The sequence below is a fragment of the Victivallis lenta genome (assembly GCF_009695545.1).
GTDB lineage: Bacteria > Verrucomicrobiota > Lentisphaeria > Victivallales > Victivallaceae > Victivallis > Victivallis lenta.
The window spans coordinates 41022-60916 of record NZ_VUNS01000011.1 but is presented as its reverse complement, the minus strand read 5'-3'; the positions used below and the strand labels follow the sequence as shown (position 1 = coordinate 60916).

Annotated in this window: 25 protein-coding genes; all 25 read right to left on the bottom strand. The window is 52.6% G+C overall.

Annotated features, from left to right (window positions below; genetic code table 11):
* Positions 1–1167: a hypothetical protein gene (locus FYJ85_RS11345; RefSeq protein WP_154418623.1), complete on the bottom strand. Its 1167-nt coding sequence runs from the start codon at positions 1165–1167 to the stop codon at positions 1–3.
* 2 nt (positions 1168–1169) lie between these two features.
* Complete coding sequence (locus tag FYJ85_RS11340; protein WP_154418621.1) at positions 1170–1550, bottom strand: hypothetical protein; 381 nt, start codon at positions 1548–1550, stop codon at positions 1170–1172.
* A 1-nt stretch (position 1551) separates the two neighbouring features.
* Entirely contained in the window at positions 1552–2253 is a 702-nt protein-coding gene (locus FYJ85_RS11335; protein ID WP_154418619.1) for a hypothetical protein, read from the bottom strand.
* Position 2254: 1 nt separating this feature from the next.
* A complete protein-coding gene (locus FYJ85_RS11330) occupies positions 2255–4366 on the bottom strand; it encodes a hypothetical protein (protein WP_154418617.1) in 2112 nt (703 codons plus the stop codon).
* Positions 4367–4600: 234 nt separating this feature from the next.
* Positions 4601–5080 (bottom strand): hypothetical protein, encoded by a 480-nt coding sequence (locus FYJ85_RS11325; protein ID WP_154418615.1) that lies wholly within the window; start codon positions 5078–5080, stop codon positions 4601–4603.
* Between the two features lie 2 nt (positions 5081–5082).
* Positions 5083–5445, bottom strand: coding sequence for a hypothetical protein (locus FYJ85_RS11320; RefSeq protein WP_154418613.1), 363 nt, complete (start codon positions 5443–5445; stop codon positions 5083–5085).
* A 45-nt stretch (positions 5446–5490) separates the two neighbouring features.
* Positions 5491–5916 carry a hypothetical protein gene (locus tag FYJ85_RS11315; RefSeq protein ID WP_154418611.1) on the bottom strand — a complete coding sequence of 142 codons (426 nt, stop codon included), beginning with the start codon at positions 5914–5916 and terminating at the stop codon, positions 5491–5493.
* Between the two features lies 1 nt (position 5917).
* A complete protein-coding gene (locus FYJ85_RS11310; protein WP_154418609.1) occupies positions 5918–6616 on the bottom strand; it encodes a hypothetical protein in 699 nt (232 codons plus the stop codon).
* A complete protein-coding gene (locus FYJ85_RS11305) occupies positions 6603–6896 on the bottom strand; it encodes a hypothetical protein (protein ID WP_154418607.1) in 294 nt (97 codons plus the stop codon). Before FYJ85_RS11305 ends, FYJ85_RS11310 begins: the two co-directional genes overlap by 14 nt.
* Positions 6880–7188 (bottom strand): hypothetical protein, encoded by a 309-nt coding sequence (locus tag FYJ85_RS11300; protein WP_154418605.1) that lies wholly within the window; start codon positions 7186–7188, stop codon positions 6880–6882. Before FYJ85_RS11300 ends, FYJ85_RS11305 begins: the two co-directional genes overlap by 17 nt.
* Positions 7189–7257: 69 nt before the next feature.
* Positions 7258–8661 (bottom strand): phage major capsid protein, encoded by a 1404-nt coding sequence (locus tag FYJ85_RS11295; RefSeq protein WP_154418603.1) that lies wholly within the window; start codon positions 8659–8661, stop codon positions 7258–7260.
* A 14-nt stretch (positions 8662–8675) separates the two neighbouring features.
* Positions 8676–9248, bottom strand: a complete 573-nt coding sequence (locus FYJ85_RS11290) for an HK97 family phage prohead protease (protein ID WP_154418601.1) — start codon at positions 9246–9248, stop codon at positions 8676–8678.
* Positions 9249–9285: 37 nt separating this feature from the next.
* A complete protein-coding gene (locus FYJ85_RS11285; RefSeq protein WP_206213125.1) occupies positions 9286–10746 on the bottom strand; it encodes a phage portal protein in 1461 nt (486 codons plus the stop codon).
* A gap of 106 nt (positions 10747–10852) precedes the next feature.
* Positions 10853–11068, bottom strand: a complete 216-nt coding sequence (locus FYJ85_RS11280; protein WP_154418597.1) for a hypothetical protein — start codon at positions 11066–11068, stop codon at positions 10853–10855.
* 39 nt (positions 11069–11107) lie between these two features.
* Positions 11108–12925 carry a phage terminase large subunit family protein gene (locus FYJ85_RS11275; protein ID WP_154418595.1) on the bottom strand — a complete coding sequence of 606 codons (1818 nt, stop codon included), beginning with the start codon at positions 12923–12925 and terminating at the stop codon, positions 11108–11110.
* Positions 12838–13371 (bottom strand): hypothetical protein, encoded by a 534-nt coding sequence (locus tag FYJ85_RS11270; protein ID WP_154418593.1) that lies wholly within the window; start codon positions 13369–13371, stop codon positions 12838–12840. Before FYJ85_RS11270 ends, FYJ85_RS11275 begins: the two co-directional genes overlap by 88 nt.
* 2 nt (positions 13372–13373) lie before the next feature.
* Positions 13374–13634, bottom strand: coding sequence for a hypothetical protein (locus FYJ85_RS11265; RefSeq protein ID WP_154418591.1), 261 nt, complete (start codon positions 13632–13634; stop codon positions 13374–13376).
* Complete coding sequence (locus FYJ85_RS11260; protein WP_154418589.1) at positions 13628–14626, bottom strand: AAA family ATPase; 999 nt, start codon at positions 14624–14626, stop codon at positions 13628–13630. The genes FYJ85_RS11265 and FYJ85_RS11260 overlap by 7 nt, the downstream gene beginning before the upstream one ends.
* Positions 14627–14696: 70 nt before the next feature.
* Positions 14697–15245 carry a winged helix-turn-helix transcriptional regulator gene (locus FYJ85_RS11255; protein ID WP_154418587.1) on the bottom strand — a complete coding sequence of 183 codons (549 nt, stop codon included), beginning with the start codon at positions 15243–15245 and terminating at the stop codon, positions 14697–14699.
* Between the two features lie 9 nt (positions 15246–15254).
* On the bottom strand, positions 15255–16013 hold the full coding sequence (locus FYJ85_RS11250) for a hypothetical protein (RefSeq protein ID WP_154418585.1): 759 nt from the start codon (positions 16011–16013) through the stop codon (positions 15255–15257).
* Between the two features lies 1 nt (position 16014).
* On the bottom strand, positions 16015–16299 hold the full coding sequence (locus tag FYJ85_RS11245; RefSeq protein ID WP_154418583.1) for a hypothetical protein: 285 nt from the start codon (positions 16297–16299) through the stop codon (positions 16015–16017).
* Between the two features lie 292 nt (positions 16300–16591).
* On the bottom strand, positions 16592–18985 hold the full coding sequence (locus tag FYJ85_RS23120) for a hypothetical protein (protein WP_206213124.1): 2394 nt from the start codon (positions 18983–18985) through the stop codon (positions 16592–16594).
* Positions 18972–19268: a hypothetical protein gene (locus FYJ85_RS11235; protein WP_154418581.1), complete on the bottom strand. Its 297-nt coding sequence runs from the start codon at positions 19266–19268 to the stop codon at positions 18972–18974. The genes FYJ85_RS23120 and FYJ85_RS11235 overlap by 14 nt, the downstream gene beginning before the upstream one ends.
* A complete protein-coding gene (locus tag FYJ85_RS11230; RefSeq protein ID WP_154418579.1) occupies positions 19252–19557 on the bottom strand; it encodes a hypothetical protein in 306 nt (101 codons plus the stop codon). The genes FYJ85_RS11235 and FYJ85_RS11230 overlap by 17 nt, the downstream gene beginning before the upstream one ends.
* Entirely contained in the window at positions 19554–19796 is a 243-nt protein-coding gene (locus FYJ85_RS11225) for a hypothetical protein (protein ID WP_154418577.1), read from the bottom strand. Before FYJ85_RS11225 ends, FYJ85_RS11230 begins: the two co-directional genes overlap by 4 nt.
* Positions 19797–19895: the final 99 nt, after the last annotated feature.

Below are 19895 nucleotides of genomic sequence, written 5' to 3'. Positions count from 1 at the left end.
TCAAACCTTGAATTGTTGGATATTGGCCAGGTAAACGGGAGATTTTCCGGGAGTGCTTTCCCAATTATGATACGAGCGCAACGTGTGACCGACATAATCAGTAATCAGCGTTTCACCGGAAGCGCCACCGTCCTTCAGATTTACCCCGGTCCAAGTGGTTTTCATATTGCCGAAATCGCTGTTGATGTAACCGGAAAAAGCGTAAACCGGACCTTTCAACTGCTGCAATACTTCGATGCTGGTGAAATCAGCCGGGGACAGCCCGATAAAGTATTGTACGCCATTTTGCAGCCACGGTATTTCAAATTTTGTTCCTGCTGCATTGGCGTTCTGGAATGCCTGATAAATCAACGGCGAATCAACCTCTAACTGAATATTGGTTTGCCGGAAACTGACAGTCCCGATCAGCTTTCCATCTTCGGTAACGCCGGAAATATTGGAATAGCCGCCATTCCCCCCATTCCAGAAACCGCCAGCAAACTTCTCTTTCAGTTTACCGGATGTGATTCCATGTACCGGATTGCCAATCGCATACGGTGCCGCATTTTCATATTTCTGGCCGTTTCTCACTGCACACCAGCGATACAGACCGGCGCGTTCCTCCTCACTGGCTTTCCGTTCAAAATCATAGTCTTTGCTGCCGTACCGCTCGTTATCCAGCAAATATGCCTCCACATTCAGATATACGATAACCGGCGTTGTCGTTTCTCCGATCATTTCAGCATCGCAGACGAAATTACCGTCGTTGAATTTTTTGATAAATTCAACCGGTATCCGGATTGTACTTCCGGCCATAGCATCAGAAAAGCCGGGATACGGGCTTTGCATTGTAATATCCATTTCGCCGATGGTTCCCCAATAACTGGCGCTCCAACTGGAATTGTCCGGGATATCTGGACAACTCGTATATTGATATGTTTCTTTCCCAGTGAAGTACCACGGATAAAAACTACCATTTACCGATAACGCCGGGTAAAGATAGCGAAGCTGGCTCAACACGTAACGCCCACCCCAATATGATGATTTGTAATGCACTAAGCTGCCGTTTGTTTGGACGTATGGCATTGTGTAATCGTTGCATATTGAAGCATATTCCACAGTTTCCACGCCATTCGGTCCCTTGATCTTGAAATAGGGAACCGGCGGTTTCAACAGAATATATGCCATAATCAGCCCCCGATAACCTGCATATAGCTGCGACTTGCAAGCACAATTTCCCCCGGCAACAGTGCATCGGCCTGTAAATTTGTCTGAACCAAAAACAAAGTTGCTTGTCCTGTTGCCGGCTGGTCAAGCCCGTTACCGAAAACCGTGACAGCATAACCGGACAGGGAATTTCCACCATTGATTCTAACAGGAACATTCGGTTCAATGTTCTGCGTAACGGCTTCTCCACTTCCGCCGAGCGCAGTAATGATATTCCCGTCAACACGGGTCGTTACACCGTCGCTGCGCGGTATAACTGCATCTTTGATCCATTGAATCAATTGCGCGGCCCAGGACGCTTCCAGAGGGTCGCCAGAGCGCGGCACCAAAGGCGGAGTCAACATCTTATTTTTTCCTTTTCACCCAACTTACAATATCGGTCAGTTTCATGGTCGGCGTAACGGCTCCTTTCCAGTTGAACCAGTCATATTGCCAACTTTCGGTTATTTCGACCGAATCCCCCTTAATGAACCGGATACTTTTTCCGTAATTCATCCACTTGGCAGCAGTCGCGCCGCTCAATCCTGACGGCGCTTCCGTCTGGTTCACATTGCCGACAATTTCTTCTTCGGTAAACCGGAACGATGACTTTTTCTTTTTCTGAATTTTCCGGTAAGTGATTGTAACAAGTACGAACGTTGAAAAAGCTCCTTTTAGTGTTGTCTGGTCGTCGGCGCTCAATGTCGGCCAATCCGGGTGTTCTTCGATACGTTTTTCGGCGCGGGTCGCGTCAGATTCGTAGGTCGTTCCATATTCATTGCTCGATCCGTTCCATGTCGAATTGATGTCCGGATATTTCCATGTCAATGCAACTTCGCTGATTCCCGGAAAGCCCTCCAAACCTTCATTGATTTCAACTCCATTGATTACCATCCCTTCGGAATTGGTACTTCCATGCGCCGGAATGTAATTTCCCTGCAAACCGGTCTGAATGCGGAAACGCTCTTCTTTCTGCCAGATTCCGTTTTCGTCCCGTCGTTTCAACGGATAACCGGCCATCGAAACCGGCGTGTCAAACTTATGTCCTACCACTGTACTGCTCATCATATCATCCCCAACATGGTGTTAATTTTCCGCCGAGCCGGTTTACTCCGGTCCCGATCTGCGATAGAAGCTGATTTGAAGTGTCGAGCCGGGCAACAACTTCCCCGGTATGGTCCTGCTGCTGAACATCGCCGGGGTTCCTGCCGGCCGGAACATTATCGACACTGCCGCGCTTGGCGGCTGCTACCGCTTCCCCAGGTGACGGCAGATGCGGCAACGCCCCGGCTGCATCCTGAATACGCCGAACCGAATCCCGGATTTCCGCCAGAATGCCGATAGGAGTGTCCAGCTTAGACCAGATATCAGAAAGCGTTGCATCCACTTTTGCCAACGTGACTTGATTTTCATTATCCGAAGTTACTGCTGGCGGCGTATTCGGCTTCTCCGGCGCGCCCGGCTTTCCCGGCGTCTGCGTTTTTGTGTCTCTCGGCGTATCCTCTTTCACTATTTTCCGAGGCGGCCGCGGCAGCATGGAATAGATGCCACGCAAAGTGTACCGGGACATCATATACAAATCGCGCAATACGCCTTTTGTATTCAACTGTTGGTCCAGCGGTTTCACTTCCGGCATTTTCGGGAATTTAATACCCTGCATTGTCTGCAACTGCTTGAAAAATTCTTTCAGGCTGTCCGGTATCATCCCTTCCCCGAACTTTTTAAAATCGTCCCACCATTTTTTCGGATCGAAATTTTTCTGAAAGTTTTCGAGAAAACGGTCTGCAAAACTACTACCGTCGTTGTTCTTGTCCTGCTTTTCGGTGTCCTTGTCGATATCGCGGGAAATCTGGCCGTATTGATCCAGAATCCGGTTGTATTCCTTTTTGAATTTGTCGATAACGTTATCAAAATCACCGGAAAAATTGGTTCCCTTGCCAGTAATGGCCGCCCAAATATTTTCACCGGTAACTTTCGCCATTTCCCACAATGTCACAAAACATGCTTTCATCAGGTCAACAAAACCCATCAAAGAAGCCATGAATTTTTGTAACATTCCCTGTCCGCCAGGCGACAAACTTTCATAAATCGTTTTACCGAGATTGTAACCGAGAAATGCCGTTGCAAACGCCGCGACAATGCCGAGGATAAGCGCAAAGTGTCCCGCGATGAATGTGCCAAGTCCAATCATGCCGTTCACCATAGCAGACAGAAAGCCGGTTTTCCACGCCACCAGGAACGCCACAAATCCGCCGAGCAAACTTGTAAGCTGCGTGCGGGTGTTTTCATCAAGATTCCGCCAGGCAAGAATAATGCGCCATGCACTGTTGACGATTTTTTCCGTCCATTCTCCAATCGTCTGCCCCCATCGTGCAAATGTGCCGTTCGACAACAGCCGGTCAAGCGTTTCATTGATCCGGTACAACACATCTTTTACACGGTCCGCCATCTTTTCAAAAACGGTTCCGAAGGTCTGCCCGATCACGGTACGGAGGCGCGTAAACTGCGCTGAACCGGTCGAGGCCATCAGCGCCATAGCGCCGCCGGAACGCCCTAATTCCGTCGTCACCATCCGCCAGATGACCGCTTGCGATTGACCGGCCTTTTCCGCCTGTACGATTTTTTTCATCGCAGCTTCGGAGATAATGCCGTCCCGAAACATTTTAATCGCTGTTTCGGTGATCTTCTGGCCGCCGGACAATTTCGCGTAAAACTCTCCAACTGTTTTCGTCACGTCCAGCAACGGCCGCCGGCTTTTGGCGGAAGCATCCCCGAGCAGCGTAAGCATCTGGTTATTGTCCAATGCCGCTCCGCCCATGTTCCGCAACGTCTGCGATGCCTCCGCCCAGGTTCCGGTAGGAAAAAGCGAGCCTCCGCGGGAGCGCGCCAGTTTCGACAGTTCATCATACCGTTTTTTCGCGTCCTGAATCGACATTCCGAGCGCCTGAAACTGTACAATCGCCTGTTCATCTCCGAATGCCTCCTTGATGCCGATTCCAGCCACGGCCGCCCCCGCAATAAGCGCTTTTTTCGTAAAACTCATCAATGCGCCGGCAGCTTCGGAAAACGGCTGTACCACCTCTTTCCGAAACTGCTGCACTGTTTTTTTGAGTTCTTTGAACCCTTTTTGCATACCGGAAATGTTAAGTTTCGTCACTCCGGTCAGAACTGCACTTGCCATCTATTATTTTTCTCCCTAAGCCGTGACGCTCGTTAAAATCTTCCTGATAAATTGCGAGCGCTTCCAGAAGCTTTTCCCGGTAGCGCTCTTCAAGTCGATTTTTACCGGTCAGACGGTCGCTGATTGACGCGATATATTTAATCCCCGTCGCAAACGGCAGCCGCCAAATTACATATTCCCGGCTCCAATGATATTCAGAAATCAGAATATCACTGTAATCGATAATCCAGTTGCTTATTTTTTTTTATCACCATCCCCGCCGTATAAATCCATTGCGCTCTGAAAGCGTTCGAGCATTACCGGTAACGCGGCTTGAATTTCGCTCATCGTTGCCATATCCAGCTTGAACGACCATTTCAGAGTAGCCCGGCGCAAGACCGGATAGCCAGCTTCGGCCAGTTCGACCAATTCATCGTCGGTCGTATCGGACAGCAGCAGGAACATAATAACCATCATGTCCAGCATATCGCCCTCTTTTTCCGCATCGGATGACAGAATCGGCGCTTTCACCAGTTCCAGCAGCGCAAACAGCCCCGCCGACATCGGCCGGCAGCGAAAACCCGCAATCGTCTGCGTGTCGGTCAAGTCCTGTGCCTCCACCAGAGAATCAGGCGGCCGGTTCTCCGCCTCCACCCGATCAGCGCCGGAACGCATCTCTTCAATGATTTTCGGGTCCATCGGATCAACGCCCGCCGGCAATCTTGTTTCCGCCATGATTATGCCCCCGCCGTAACCGTGATGCTCTCGAACGATTCGAGATTCAAGGTGTATTCCTGAAAGTCACCGGATTTCTTCCCGTCTTTCCAACTGTCGAGGATGTACGGCTTGCCGTCCACCTGCAGCACATTACCGCGTTTCAAGCCGGGGACCTGTCCGGCTACTTTAACCGTATAGCTGACAGTTTCCTTGTTATTGTAGTAGGCTTTGGCGACGGTCTGGCCCTGTCCATCCTCCATCGTCTTTGAATCGCCGTTGTGATCGACATCCAAACTCTGACCCTTGCCCCACGACAAATCGGGACACCCCCAAACCGGCCCTTCCGTCAGGCCGACAATCACGACTTTGCTTTCACCTGCCATAATAAAATCTCCTTCTTGTTTATAGATTCGGGAAAAACGTCAAAATCAGTCCGCTTTTGTCGGAGAAAATTTTACTTGCAATTGCAGCGTATAGCTTCGGATTTCGGAGTCCGGGTTTTCATACCCTTCCAGATTCACCGCTGCAAAAATCGTACATCCACTTACCGCGTTCAGCCGTTCCGCCAGCCGGGGCGCAAGCAGCACGCCGCGCGCCTGATTCAGCAGCCGTTGCAGCTCGATCCCCTGCTTGTCATCTGCGCGATAGGTCTGAATATGGACCAGCATGTCGGCCGAATGAACGCCCGCATCCCCGAAACCCCGTTCCGGCTCCGTCCGGTCACAACGAACGACAAGTGATGGATATTTCGGTTTCGGTGGAAGCATCGACCAGGTGTATTGATTCGGGACGGCAAAGTCGAACAGTTTCAACAGGTCCGTTTCAAGCTGAAATTCAAAATTCAAAGTTTTCATGTCATTTCCCGCTGTGTTTCGCCAGCGTCTTAGCGTGCCGGCCGCTCCATTTGAATTCCGGCGTTGCCGCATTGATCTGCTTGCGATTTCCCTTGAAAAAGGTGCTGTACGGCTTCCAATAGCCCGATTCATTGTTGATCAGCCAACTTCGACCGGCCGAAGTCGCAGAAAACAAATCGACCAGGTAGCCCCATAATGCCGCGTAGGTCGTGCCTCCGGCCATCAGGATTCCGACTTTTTTCAAATCCTGTACGCCGAGCAAACCGGATTGAAGCGCTTTGGAAATAGCCGCCGCGCTGCGGTCTTCCTTGTTCCGGCCGCGCCACTCCGCCGCAAACAGCTCATATTTAAAGCTCGGCTCGTTCGGATCGTTGCGCCGGTCCTCGAATACGCCGCGGCTCATCAGTTTAGCGGAGCGCCGGCGGCCGGTTTTCTTCTCGATCCATTCCGCGATTTTCTGCCCCTCTTCCAAATTGGTCAACGGCCGGCCGGGAATTCGCAGATAGCGCCATACCGGAATAGCCGCGCTTCGCAGATTGCCGGTCCGCTCCGGCAGGTGTTTCACCACGGCAACCAGATACCGTTGCGCGTTGGCGGTAAGCTCCATATAATCATCGATCCGGGTTTCCGCCGCGCATTCGTCGATAGCCTCTTCAAATTCCCGCGTATCGATATCGAGCATAATATCACTTACGGCCATATTCTCCCCCGAGCGCATATTTGATGAACGGCCCGAACCGGTGTGAATCCAGAATCCGGAACACCTCTCCGCTGATCGTCAACCGGTCCCCGATAGCCGGCGGCCCGCTCGGAAAATCGGCAAGCCAGAAACGCGCGGTCGAAGTCGTATTCTCCAACGTCGCTTCGGCAAACTGCCGTTTTCCGCGGTCCACGCCGCCGGCAATGCAATCATATTTCTTGCCGTCCCATTCCGCCTTGACGGTCATATCCGGCGTGAAAATATCATTCCGCCGCATCATCGTCGCCGTTCTCCCCGGTTTCCTCCGGCGGCAGCTTGTCCGGCGGGTCCGGCAACTTGTCGGCGGGCGGCGGCGCGTCCGGCTTGCTGTCGGCCGGCGGCTTGACGGCTTCCAGTCGCTCAATGGTCAGAATCCGGCCGGGTTTCCCTTCCGCACGGAAATTGAGCGCCGCGTGTTTTTCGTCCAATGCCTGAACGACGTAAAAATAATCCCCGGCATGACATTTTACATGAATTCCGAACTTGTACACTTGAAACGTCAACTCCGGGTTTGCTTTTCTTTTCTGTTTCATTCTATTTTCTCCTGAAAAAAAGCCCCGCCCCGACAGGAACGGGAACGGGGCTTTCGGAAAGATTCCTCGTTACGCCGTGACGATATCCGAGCAGAGACAGAACGATTCCTCGTAACGAACCGTCGTGTCGAAGCTCTGCAGCGCCACCACGCGCGCGCCGCCATTCTGCGCGCTGCTGTACGGATCGACCAGCAGGTCAAGCACGCCCCAAAGACCGATGATCTGGTCGGACCAGCGGCCGAACACGCCGGTCGAAAGTCCGGTTCCGGTTCCCTTCGTGCCGTTTTTCGGCAGAATATTCGACACGGCGGCAAGATAGCCGTTGACCTCCCCTTCGCCGCGATTCATCCCCGGCTGGTAAATCTCCTTGCCGGTGTTGGCAAATTTCTCGGTCGTTTTCAATGCGCCGCGGGTACGGGCATTGAACAGATAAGCCATCGTCCCATCGTCGAAGACATTGTCGTCGGCAACCTCGGTTTCCATCGCAACCACGTCTTTCCATGTCAGCGCGCCGCCATTGGTGCCGATTGCAACCACGTTTGTTCCGGTCCGCTTCAACAGGCCGAGCGGCTGATTGTCGGTTCCGGTGCCGTTCAACGCCGCGGTTTCGATCCCTTCCGCCAGCGCCATAGCCAAATCAGCGCGAACGAACTGTTCGACCGCCAAACTGGACTGAATCGTCAGCAGCCGCGAAAAGCTGGTCATCGCGCCAACCGTTTTCGGAGACATAGCAATCTGCGCGAACTTCTGGCCGCTGCCGGTGATGTTGCCGTCTTCCGCAACAAAATAGCTGGCGGCCCCGGCAGTCTGCTTCGGAATGGCGATACTGCCGCGCAAGCCGGTAAGGTAGCGCACTCCCAGGCGGGACAGCACCAGGCGCTTTCGCAGCATGTCGATAAAGTCGCCCATCAGCAGCTCGGTCGCAACCGTGTTCCCGCCGTTTGCCGCGGTCCCCGCGGTCAAATCACTGGCACGAACATCCATGACATGTTCGATACGCGCGCCGCTGTTGTGCGAAAGAATGTCCATCGGCACGAAAAAGCCGCGCGATTCCATTTTCATGTGCTTGGCGGCGGCCTCCGACACCTCCCGCTCGAACGGCGCAAGATCCCAGTTCTGCGACGCGGCTGCGTGAATCGCCCGGCAAATCGAATACTGCCGCTTGTCCTTGTCGGTCAGGCCGATTTCGGCGGTTCCGGCCGGCTTCGCTCCGGAGCGTTCGAGCAACGCTGTATAGATTTCCTCGTTGCTCTTGCCGTCGCGCAGCATCTTGGAAACTTCGTCGAACATGCCGCGCTGCCGGCCGAGCGCCAGCAGGTCAATTGCCCGCGTCATGTCAGTTTCCTGCGTGCCGCGGCAATCGACAATCTTGATGCCATTGTCCGCGGCGAACTGGCGCGCCTCTTCGTCGCTGGCGTTCTTGTCCATGCCGGCCGCGATCAGCATGTCACGCACTTCTTTGGTAAGCTTCATTCTGTTATCTCCTGTCAGGTTAAAATGATAAGGTTCTGTTTGTTTTTCCGTTCCGGTTCCGGCAATTCCAATTCACGGAAAACCGGCTGTTCCGCATCGCGGCCGATTCCGACAGTCGGGTCCGCCGGAATAGATACGTTGCTCACTTCGTAAGGCTGCCACGCAAACCGGACCGTCCGCCGGTTCTGCTGGTCTTTCGTGCAGGATCGAACCGCAGTTTTGATGTATCCGATTGACACATTGCGCCGAATGCCGTCGCAGATATCTTTGAATATTTCGCGGGCGCGCTCCGTCGCATCGGAATAACGGACGCTGACCACCATGCGCTTATCGATCAATTCGGCATTCTCCACCACGCCGATCACGTCCCCACCGTGTCCGTCCAGAACCGGCGCGCCGATCATGCGCGACAAATCCACATCACCCGGATCATGCGACAAGATTTCAAGGTACGTTTCATTCCGGGCGTAATCGTATCGCTCAACCGGAAATTCACTGGACGCGGCAAATGTTGCGGTCCGCTTCTCCGGGTCTACCGCGGATATCTCGAATGAACGAAACTCCGATTTGATTTTCAGTTTCATCATAAACACCTCTTTATGGTTTCGGGAAAAACGTCAAAAATCATTTCTGTTCCGCGTCGTCGTTTTCATCGTTTTTCGGGGGAATGACATTGTCCGGTTTCAGGTCCTGCGATTTATCGAACACGCCTTTCAGGTCTTTGATGATTGACAGATATTCCCGTATCGGGCCGAGGGCGGAAACCGCCTCTTTGATCTGCTCGATATTATCGTCAAAATTGTTTCCGAGTTCGGCGGCAATATCCTGCGGGGTCGTCGCTCCTAACGCAACCTGTGACAACTTGCTTTGCGCGTCACGTTCCGGGTCTACCCAGGACCAGCGCCGCGGCAGCCATTGCGCCGCGTTCAACCGCTCAAATGCAAACGGCTCATAGGGCGAATCCGGCAGCAGTAATTGAACCTGCAGCCAAAGCGGAAATTCTACATCCAAAATATCTTCGATGATTGTTTGCTGCTGGTCCATCCACGCATCACGCTCATCCAGTACGCCGCCGCGCATCGACGAAAAATTCACACTTTCCAGGTCGTTTGCAAAACCGTTGTAAGCAACGTCAAGACCGTTCGCAACTTTGCGATTCATCGCCTTGATGAAGGGCGGGAAATTCGCAGCCGGGTGCTGCGGGTCGTAAGTCAGAATATCCCAATCACCCGTCAGCAAATCAAAACTGCCGGCTTCGGTCTTCACGCGCTGAATCGGCGCTTCTTTCTGCGTGCCATCCGCATTCCGGCCGCCGTACTGCGACGGCAGTTTTTTATTGACGATTTTGCCGAGCTTTTTACTGGCCGCATCCGCAGCGACAAGTTCGGCATAGACATAGCTGTTCAGTAGATAAATTTCCTGCATCGCCGCTTGGCCGAACGGGAAGCCGCGAACCTGCCCGACAAGCTCATCATCATAAAAGTGGTTGATCTCCTCCACCGGCAGCCGGACATACGCTTCCCCGTCGATCCGCTGTGTCGGTGCATAAATCGGATCGTAATACTGCCCCATCGACGAATCGACATTGCTGCGGGAGTAGAAATAGTAGGCGACAGGCGCATCCCACGGGTCCAGCTCCACGCCCATAACAATTCGGTTCCCGTTCGGCAATACCTGATTCAGCGTAACCGGACAGGCTGCCGGGTCGAGCAACTGGAATGCGTAACGATGGCGGTTGTTGAAGTTCGGTAGCCGCCGCAAAAACACCTCTCCATCAATCCGCCAGCAACGGACAATATTTTTCATCAGCCGCCGCATTCCCTGCCGGCGGTTTGCGGTACAGTTTCCTTTCATACAGAAGTCGGCCCAACGTTTTACAATCCATTGGTTCGCCATCTTGTCGAGCTTGCCGTTTTTCAGACGGACAATCGTTTGCAGCAAAATCCCGTTCGGCCCGACGATATTGCGTTCGCACATCCGCAGGTACTTGCGGTAGTCGCCATTGTTTTTCGACAGCTCCCGGCTGCGGTTACGCAAATTCGGCAAATTGCGCCGAATATCCTCATTGGTCCGGATCGCTTCCATCAGAAAATCTTGATTGAAGCGGTTCACCTCCGCACCGATAAAGGAACGTTCCGCCGGCTCCGCCGGTTCCGTCCGTTTGAAATAATCACGAATCCAATTCAACATATTACCCCCGGAATTCCAAAAAGACTTGTCCGGGGAGCTGCGGCGCTTCGCCGGATTCAGCCGCCGCCAGATATTTGAACTTGTCGCGCAGAATCAACAGTTCTTCGATGCTGTAATATTCCAGCGAAACCCCGTCAACGGTACGTTTCTTGACTGCATCGGTCGCCCGGCCGCAAATCATTTGTTCAATATCATGCAACACGTCTTCCGCAAACATGAAAATCCCCCCTTTTCAGAAAGGGGCGAAACGTCAAAATCAGACCAGAACCGCCGCCGGTTGCGGTTCCGAATAACCGGCCGGCCGTCGCCAAAATGACGATGGGAATTCATTACACGCAAAATCATGAATAAGCAGAATCATTTTTCCTGCATCAAATAAATCATGCTGCCGATCGTATGGGGTCCATTCCTCAAAATCCGCTTCCGGGTCTCCGGCCGGCGCTTGCACGCTTGCCATCTGCTGTGTGAATGTCTTCTTGATCGGACACACGATGAACCAGTAATGATTATTTTTCCGATGCTGGCTGTAAATCAGATACAGCAAACGCGCCTGATAACGTTTCGCCATCGCCAGAATCAAAAATTCATCCTGTTCCGATATCCGGTAATTTTCCTTGCGATTTCCGCCTTCCCCCTTATACTTGAAAAAGCCGCTGCCGAGCAACGCCAGCAGATTATCTACATCCGGTTTTCGGTGGCCGCCTTCATCGATGATTCCGGCCATCGGGCGAATGCCGCAATATTCCCGATTCCAAGCATCGATTACCGCTTGATCGTCCCACGCAAAACCATAATCCAGCGTATACCAGTTACCGGCCAGATCAATGCCCCATACCTGCCACCAATAACCGACTTCCTGCGTGTCCACCCCCATATAAACCGCCGAGAAAAACACATCCGGTGGCAACTCCGGTATAAAGTGGCTGCGTACAACACTGATTTTTTCTCCGGTTACGACAGTCGGCACAAACTCAACTCCCTTGATGGAGTTGCATAAATATGCCTGTGTTTCGTAGCTGTTCGAGTTCTTCGCATTCTCGATTGCCTGACAGATTTCCAGCCAGTCAACGCCGGGAAACTGCGCCGCCAGCGCTCCCCAACAGAAACCGGCGTGATAATCGAACCGCTCCGGATGCTCGTGAACATATGCGCCGCCGCGAGTGATCATAATTTTGTCGGCTTCGGTATGAACATGGCCGCATTTCGGGCAGGTTAAGCGAATCGTCGCGCGGTTCACCGTTCCGTCTGTCGCCTCGTAGGAAAAATAATCCTCCGGCATTGTGGAATTGAACGCCAGTTCTCCGCATTCCACACAACGGCAATGAAAGTAACCCATGCTCGATTGTTTAAACTCGGTTGTAATCGGCGCGTTTTTTCCCTCCGGCGAACAGACCAAAACCCGCAAGCTGTCGTAAAACGTCCGGGTCCGTTTGTCCATGTCTTTCAGCTTCGAGACTTGGTAATCTTCATCCGACGTGATTTTCTTCTTGTTGCGGTTCGCTTTTTCCTGCCGCCATTTATTGATTTCGTCCCCGACAATCAGCCCGAGCGGGATAGAAATAATCGCCTGTTCCGCACTCATCAGGTAGACCGGTGCATCCGGCAAATCAAGAAATTTCGGGTTCTCGTTGGCACGTTCCGGAACAGCGCGCCGATAATCCGGTTCACATCGAAGCATCGGCAAAAAGCTGTCGCGGACAATCTTTTTCCCTACATCCTCGTTCTGATACAGAATTGCAGCCGGTGACGGCATATGGCGCAAGCGCCACATCGCGCCCATCTTCCAGCCGGTCGATTTGGCGGTCTGTTCGACCGCTTGGCACGTCTCTTTGCATTTTCCGTGATGCTCAAAATAGTTGATCGGGTCCACCAGATACGGAGTTACGTCCCGAATGCGAATCAACCCGGAGGCCGCAGCCGTCTTGTCTGCACTCAAATTGACCACGGCTTCGCAGTATTCGACCGGGCGCATGTATGCAATCGGCGTTATTGTATCAACGATCTTTCTAACTGCTGCAATGATTCGTTCAGCGCGCCGGTGATTAAACTGGTCTGTTCCGGAGTTAATTTGCATTTTACAAAAGCATCCTTCAATGGTTGCAGCGCATCAATCAGCTTTTCAATGATTTCCGCTTCAAAATTGCGCTCTATGGTTTCCTGACGGTCAAGCGTGCGTTGCTCCAAGTGCCGGATTTCCGCTTCGAGCTTCCGCGCTTTCAGTTCCGCAAATGACAGATTCTCCGTTCCCCGGCGCGTATGCTGTTCAACCGGGGCAGCTTCAACCGGTCGGATTTCCAGCGGCGCGGTTTTTGATGTGCCGGTCTTGACCGCTTCAAATTCTCCGAATCCGTCCAAAAAGAACCGGCCTTTGTCGCATAACTTCCGGACCGCCGGCAGGCTCTTGCCGGTCCAATCGGCAAACTCTTTTTTCGTCATCGCTTTGACCGACGCTTTGACCGGCGGAGGCAAAGACGCTTTCCGGCGCGGTTCGCCGCTGCGTTTTACTCGGGTCAATGCCATCTTTATTCCTCCGGAAATTCGATTCGGTCAATGTAGCTTTGAAAGATTTTCACCATCTGCGGCACACCTTCCGCGGCCATCTTCCGCACTGTTTCGCGCACCTCAAATTGCGCTTTCAGCATCCCCCGCCGATAACGCCGCCGCGCCTCCGGATTACACTCGTATTCCTTTTCCGATACGTCTGCAATGATACAAGTCTCTTCCTCGGTAAACTGGCGCGCTCCGCATTCCTCAATATCTTGCAAGTTCTTTTCCGTCAGCATAGTTTTACCTCAAAACGCCGCTTCATTCCATCTATGGCCGCCGGCGTCACACTGTGGATATTTTCGCGCGCGCTGCGATTTTCCACAATCAGAGACACGACCGCATAACCCATTGCGCCGGCCAACTGAATATAACGGTCCATTCCCGCCGCCTCCGCAAACACATTTGCAACCGCGATGCGCGGCCGCCCTTCTTCCATTGCATCACGGACATTGTTGTAACAGGTCGCCGCCGCCCGCGGCAGTTCCCGCGCTGAAAACAGATAATTTCCGCCCACAGTGAAAAAATCGTCATTCTCAAAAACCGTATCCGTCAGCATGTGCGCCAGTGTCGATTTTCCCGAACCCGGCAAACCGCGAATCAAAAACAAAGTCTTGTCTGGTCCTGCAGCCGCTTGAACCGGCAGCGGCTCTGTCTCCGCCCGGAACGGGTCCCCGTCGTGCAAAAGCTGTTCGATCCATTCCCGGTGCATATCGAAAACAACCGGATTTGTGCTGATACATCCGCCCTCAATACGCGGGTTATTGCTGAAATTCGCAGAACTGATTACCGATACGCGCCATTCCGCATTGCTCAATAAAAAGCCTTTCGCATGATTCGCAGTACGGACAATCCTGTCACAATGTTTCGTCAGAATCGACAGCGCGGCCGCAGACCATTTGCTCATTTTTGCATCGACGATAAACGACATATTCCGCAAATTTCCGGCTTCCTGCTGCCGTATTAATGTTACCGCTGCCGGAATTGTCAGGCTCCAAGTGAATGCCAACAAATCAGCCGGTCCCGTCTGCGTCAACAGGTATTTCACCAAGTCATGCAGCGCCCAACTACCCGCCGTCACAAAATGAATATTTTTCCCGCGTTCAAGCGTTCCAATTGCGTTTTTTAATTTCAACAGCGGACCGCAAACCCGGACCGTCTCATTTTCCGCTACCGCAACGCCGCCGGTTCCGTTCAGTGTCCGCCGCGGCTGTATTTCAAATAATGCCATATTGCTTTGACCCAAAATTTTTTGATGTTGAAAAATAGAGAAATAGCGAACCGCCCTAGCCCACTTTTTTTTATTTATCTCCAGGAAGTACCTTTTTGCCGGTTCTTTCCTGATCTTCTATCGTACTGACCTTGATTGCACTATTGCGGTGCTTGCTGGAACGCTGGCCGCACAAATAAGCCACCAACGCCGAATTTCTGACTTTCGTAATCCTCCAATAAACACGTTGTTTCGATGTCCCGAGCGCGCGCGCAATTTCGGCATAACTCATACCACCGTGACGCGCTATTGCTATTGCTATGGTCAACGGATTGTGATTACAACATTCAAACAGCCGATTCAATACTTCACTTTCCCGGCTTACTTCCTGCGGACTTGCTTCTTGTGACGAATATTCCACATCAATCAGACTGATAGACGGTTCTCCATGTCGCTTGGCATGAAATTTTTCATCTTTGGCAGCTTGGCAATATTCACGATTCGCGCAGGCTTTGCACGCATCCGCGGCATTGCTGTACCCCCCATAGCATGTACAAACGTTATGCAATTGACATTCAGATGTATCCGGGCAGCCAGCGCATTCAGTGTGCCGCCGGTCATAGATTTTATTGCAACTCATTCGGTCCTCCTAAAACGGTACGCGGTTATAGTTTGAAACGTAATCAATCAGCATTTCGTAACACTCGCCGGACCGGTTCGGCGTCTCGATGAATTCCGGCGCAGCCATCGGCGGAAAATGAATCAGCGCCCGGCGGCATATCGTATCACGCGGGATATATCCCTCCAGTTTGGCGACAACTTCAGCCAATGACAATTGCATCGCATAATGCTCAAAATTGCAATTGACCAGATGCGCCAGCGGCCCCAGTCCCATGCCGTACCCGGTACGCTTGATTGCCTTGTTGGTCTTGTAATCGAGAATCCACAACACATTACAATCCGCCATCAGCAAATCGACCGTTCCGGCGACCAGACAGCGCGGCGAAAACAGAATCTTCTCTGCGGCGATGAACTGGTATTTCGACTTCAGATAATCTACCACAGCAACGGCATTGGCGAAGGTGGCGCGCTCCCGTTCGTCTCTGGCTGTGTTCGGCTCCGGCATTCCCTTCATGCGATATTCGCAGTTCTCATGCGTGCGGGTCCCGTAATCGCTCGCATCTTCTCCGGCATCGGCCCATTCCTGCAACAGCTCCGGAACAGTCTTGCCGCGCTTCTTGGCAATTCTGGACGCTACTTTTTCGGCCTCGAACTGCGGAAAATAGTTATGAATCAGCCGTGTAAAGCTGGTGTACGAATCGCCGCGGTCGTCAATATATGTGTGCGGCCCCTCATCGAACGTAATCACCCGGCCGGCCGGATGTGTTCCTTGTTGCGTTCCCGGCATGTTACAGCCCTCCCACATAGCCCGCCACATCATAGCAGCGGTTCAAATATTCCTGCATTGTTTCGCCCTCATACCGCAGCAGCGCCGGCGGAATGTGCGACAGGTCGGCGGTCTTGTACCGTTGAATCCGCTGCCACAGTTTCGCGGTCAAAACCTCGAACTGTTCCGGTTCCTCGACAATCGCGTCGATATAGTCGGCGGTTTCAATATCGTAATTCGGCCAATTGCATTGCGGAACGTTCCGCCGCTCGGCCCCGACAATTGCTTGCAATTTTTGCTTTATCATTTTCCCCGGCCTCGTGTGCAACATAGACTTCATAGCTATGTGCGTATTAATGTGGCTTTTCATAGATACGTAATAAGTACGTAATACATCTCTATATAGAAAAAGATATGTTGCAGTTTGAAGCTGAACTTAAAATCGATCTTTTTGCCTTGGTGCTTGCGTTGAAGCACCCTTGTCGCCGCTGGTAGCGCTTCAATTGCTACAACTTGCTACATATCATTTCCGAAAACTTTTCCTTATTGTTTGCTTCAACTGCTGCAACCTGCAACACGGCATTTGAAAACATTTTTGCTTATATCTCGATTACAACACCTATTTTTCCGCTGCCGATTCTGCCGATAGTGATAATTTCTTCGTTTCCGCTACATGGCGGATTCCAAAGTACGCCGGAGCGCGGATTACCTCTCCACGGGTAGCGCCTGACCTTTTTATCAATCGTCTGCAGCAAGCCGACGTTCGCCAGATTCCGGACAGTCTGCACGATATTGCGGTCATCCTTGAAAGCGTTCTCCCGCTTCAACCATGCTTCCAGCACCTCGGAGCGAATGAAAACGCGGTCAGTGTCAGGATTAATCCGCGGCACGCTCTGAACCTCGATCAGATGATAGCGCAATACCTCTTCCACTTGTTTCGCGCGCTCTTCCTCAACGTTGGTTTCGGCTTTGTCCTGCGTGATCAGCTTTATGACGTTGCTGTATTCGTCGGTGTCACGGCAATGCGTCTGTAAAATCATCGTCTCGAACTCCGGGCACCGGGTCACGGGCGGCAGGCCGAACGGCCTGTGGTGTTCAAGAATATCGATCAAATCGACCAGAATATTCAAGCGGTATTCGCGGATGTAGTCGAATAAATCACGCAACCAGTTCACGGAATAGGCAGGCCGCCTGACGTACACATAGTATGCCCGGCTTGCGATATCATTGTCCACGTTCGCGGAATTCGCGGTAATGACATAGACCAGGTTATTCGGTCTGACTTCCTCCCCGCTGCCGTAGGCCGGCCGGCCGGAAATATCGGTTTTGGTCGCCATGTCCGCCAGCTCGGGACAGGTGAACGAACCGGTCACGTTATCCAGCAGCAGAATGCGCGATTGCCGGCCGGCGCTCGAAACCACCCGTTTTACAAGGTCTGTATACTGCTTTTTGATTTCGTTCTCGTTGGTCGATATCGGCGCGGCTCCGTACAGTTCCGCGATAGCCTCGACCAGTTTTGTTTTGCCGCTTCCGGCTCCGTCCACAGAATCGACGATCCATACCGGCCGCGGCACGCCGCGAATGTAAAACAAAGGCGCGGTAATCATCGCTTTCAGCAATACCCGGTAGCAATCGTTTACCGGCTCAAAGAAGCTGACCAGCTTTTCAAAATATTTGTGTTCCGGGTCCGGCTTCGGCAGTTCAGAATAAGCATAGTACACATCATCCCGGCGCGGCCAGTCCGGAACATGACTGATTGCTTCATAGCGGCGTGCGGCAGCAAATACACCCTCGAAAAGCTCTTCTTTGGTCACGCATCCTTCCTCTCTTGACCATTCGATCAACTGGCCGGATTTGCGCTGAATCCATGCAAAAAATGCCGTCTGGCGCTCGACATAGACAATCCGCCGGGTATCGCGGTCATGGTCGAACAATTTTTCGCCGACTTTACGCGGGAAGCCGAGAAACCGCCGGTTCACGTCGTCGATCAGTTTATTGATCTGCCGCGGCGATTTGATTGTCTTTTTTCGGCCTCCGGGCTGCTCCTGAACGGTCGGCGTGAAGTTGCGGAACGGAACAGAATTCGCCGCTTTCGCTTCCTCGATATTGTAGTCATCGACCGCGTCGGCCAGCTCTGCGGCGGTTAAGGCGGGCGCGGCGGCAATCAGGGCGGCGACATCATCCCAGGTACGCCCCTCAGCGAAGAAGTCGGAAACGTCGCCTTTCGGGGCGCTGCTGGTCGGCACGATCCGAACCGACTTCACACGCGCGCGCGCGACTAATTTATGAGCAATCAAACGGGCATGGGCGCGGCCTGCGTCGTCATTGTCGGGCAGGATTGCCACATCCTTGTCGTCGAACTCCTGCGTGTATTCGTCCCGCCATTTTTTAGCGCCTCCGCAGACGGTGGTGGCGGGCAAATTGAACGCGATCAGATTGTCCGCGTCCTTTTCGCCCTCGACCAGCAACGCCCAGGAGGAGGAGCGCAGCATCGGCAGATTGTACAGCGGCGGGATAACGTCACGCAATCCCCACCCGCGCGGTGTGCATTGCAGAAACTCCTTTTTTTGCGTTGGATGTTCCAGCCGGACGACCTGATTCACCAGCACGCCGGCGGCGTCGGTATAGTTGTACCGTTTGACCTCGTGATATCCTGCTGCAATTAACTTATCGTACCTCTCTCCGGATTCGATGCAGCCGGCCTTCGTCGCCATTGTTGGAGACAGGTGTAAATAGTTCCCTAAAAGCTCTTGTGCCTCCGCGAGATTCCCGGAACAGCGGACACGCGCAACCAGGTCGATAACGCTGCCGGATTCCTCCGTCCCGAAATCGTGCCAGCCGTCGCGGTTAATCGAAACCGATTCGGGATTAGCGCCGCCGCGCCACGTCGCCGCGCAACGCCCCTCCGGGGACAGTTGCAGCCCCAGGAAGTCACGCGCCACGGCTACACAATCGGCAGCAGCCTTGATTTGTGAGTAATCATAAAATTTCATCGTATTTTCCCTGTTCTTCCGCTCGCCTTAGCGCCTTACATTCCTTGCACTTTATACAATATGAAGATTTATATGGTCTTACGATTTTCTTATATTTGGTGCATCTTGAACGTATAAATCCAGTAGCATCACCAAGCAGATAGCTGCATTGTTCATTGTTATTCCCACAATACCTTCCAGAAAAAACCTCTCCTTTTTCATTTTCCATCGTTTCTCGTTCCTTTCCGCAACATTTCCGGCGCTCCGCCTCTACTTCCGCGCAACGGTCAAGAATGCTGCTCATTTTCCACCTCCTGCTTGAGATATTCGACCGCGTCTCGTTCCGCTTCCCATCTGCTGCGAAAAGCCTGCATCGATATTTTCTCGCCGATCCTGTATCGCCATATTCCCTTTATGGCTTCAAACACCATTTCTTCCGCCAGCGCTTCCGGGCTGGCGGTCATCTTTTCAAAGTTGGTTTTCTGGCGGAACTCCTCCGGCTTTCCGCGATGGTGGCAGTCCATGCAAATGGCATCACCATCGATTCGACGTTCCTGAGAAATATGCTCGGACCCACACTTCGGACATTTCATTCTCCCGCTCCTTTCAGCGCCTTACGCGCAATTCCTGCCATACTTTCACACTTACGACAACAATACCGGGCAAGGCACATCTCCGGTTGGCAACTAATGATTTCCTGCAGCGCCTCCCGCAGCCGGTCGCGCTCGGCTTCCAGCTCCGCGATTCGAGCGGTTAGAGCAGGATCAATCCAACGCCGGTTCCAATCATCAATCACATCAGCGATTGCGAAATCTTCGGAAGAATGTCGCATACACGTTTCCGCCACTTCTCCACAGTCCGGACACTCGAATCTTGCAGTGTATGTACCAGTAGCAGTTTGCGTAACTTCAATACCATCCGAGGATACATC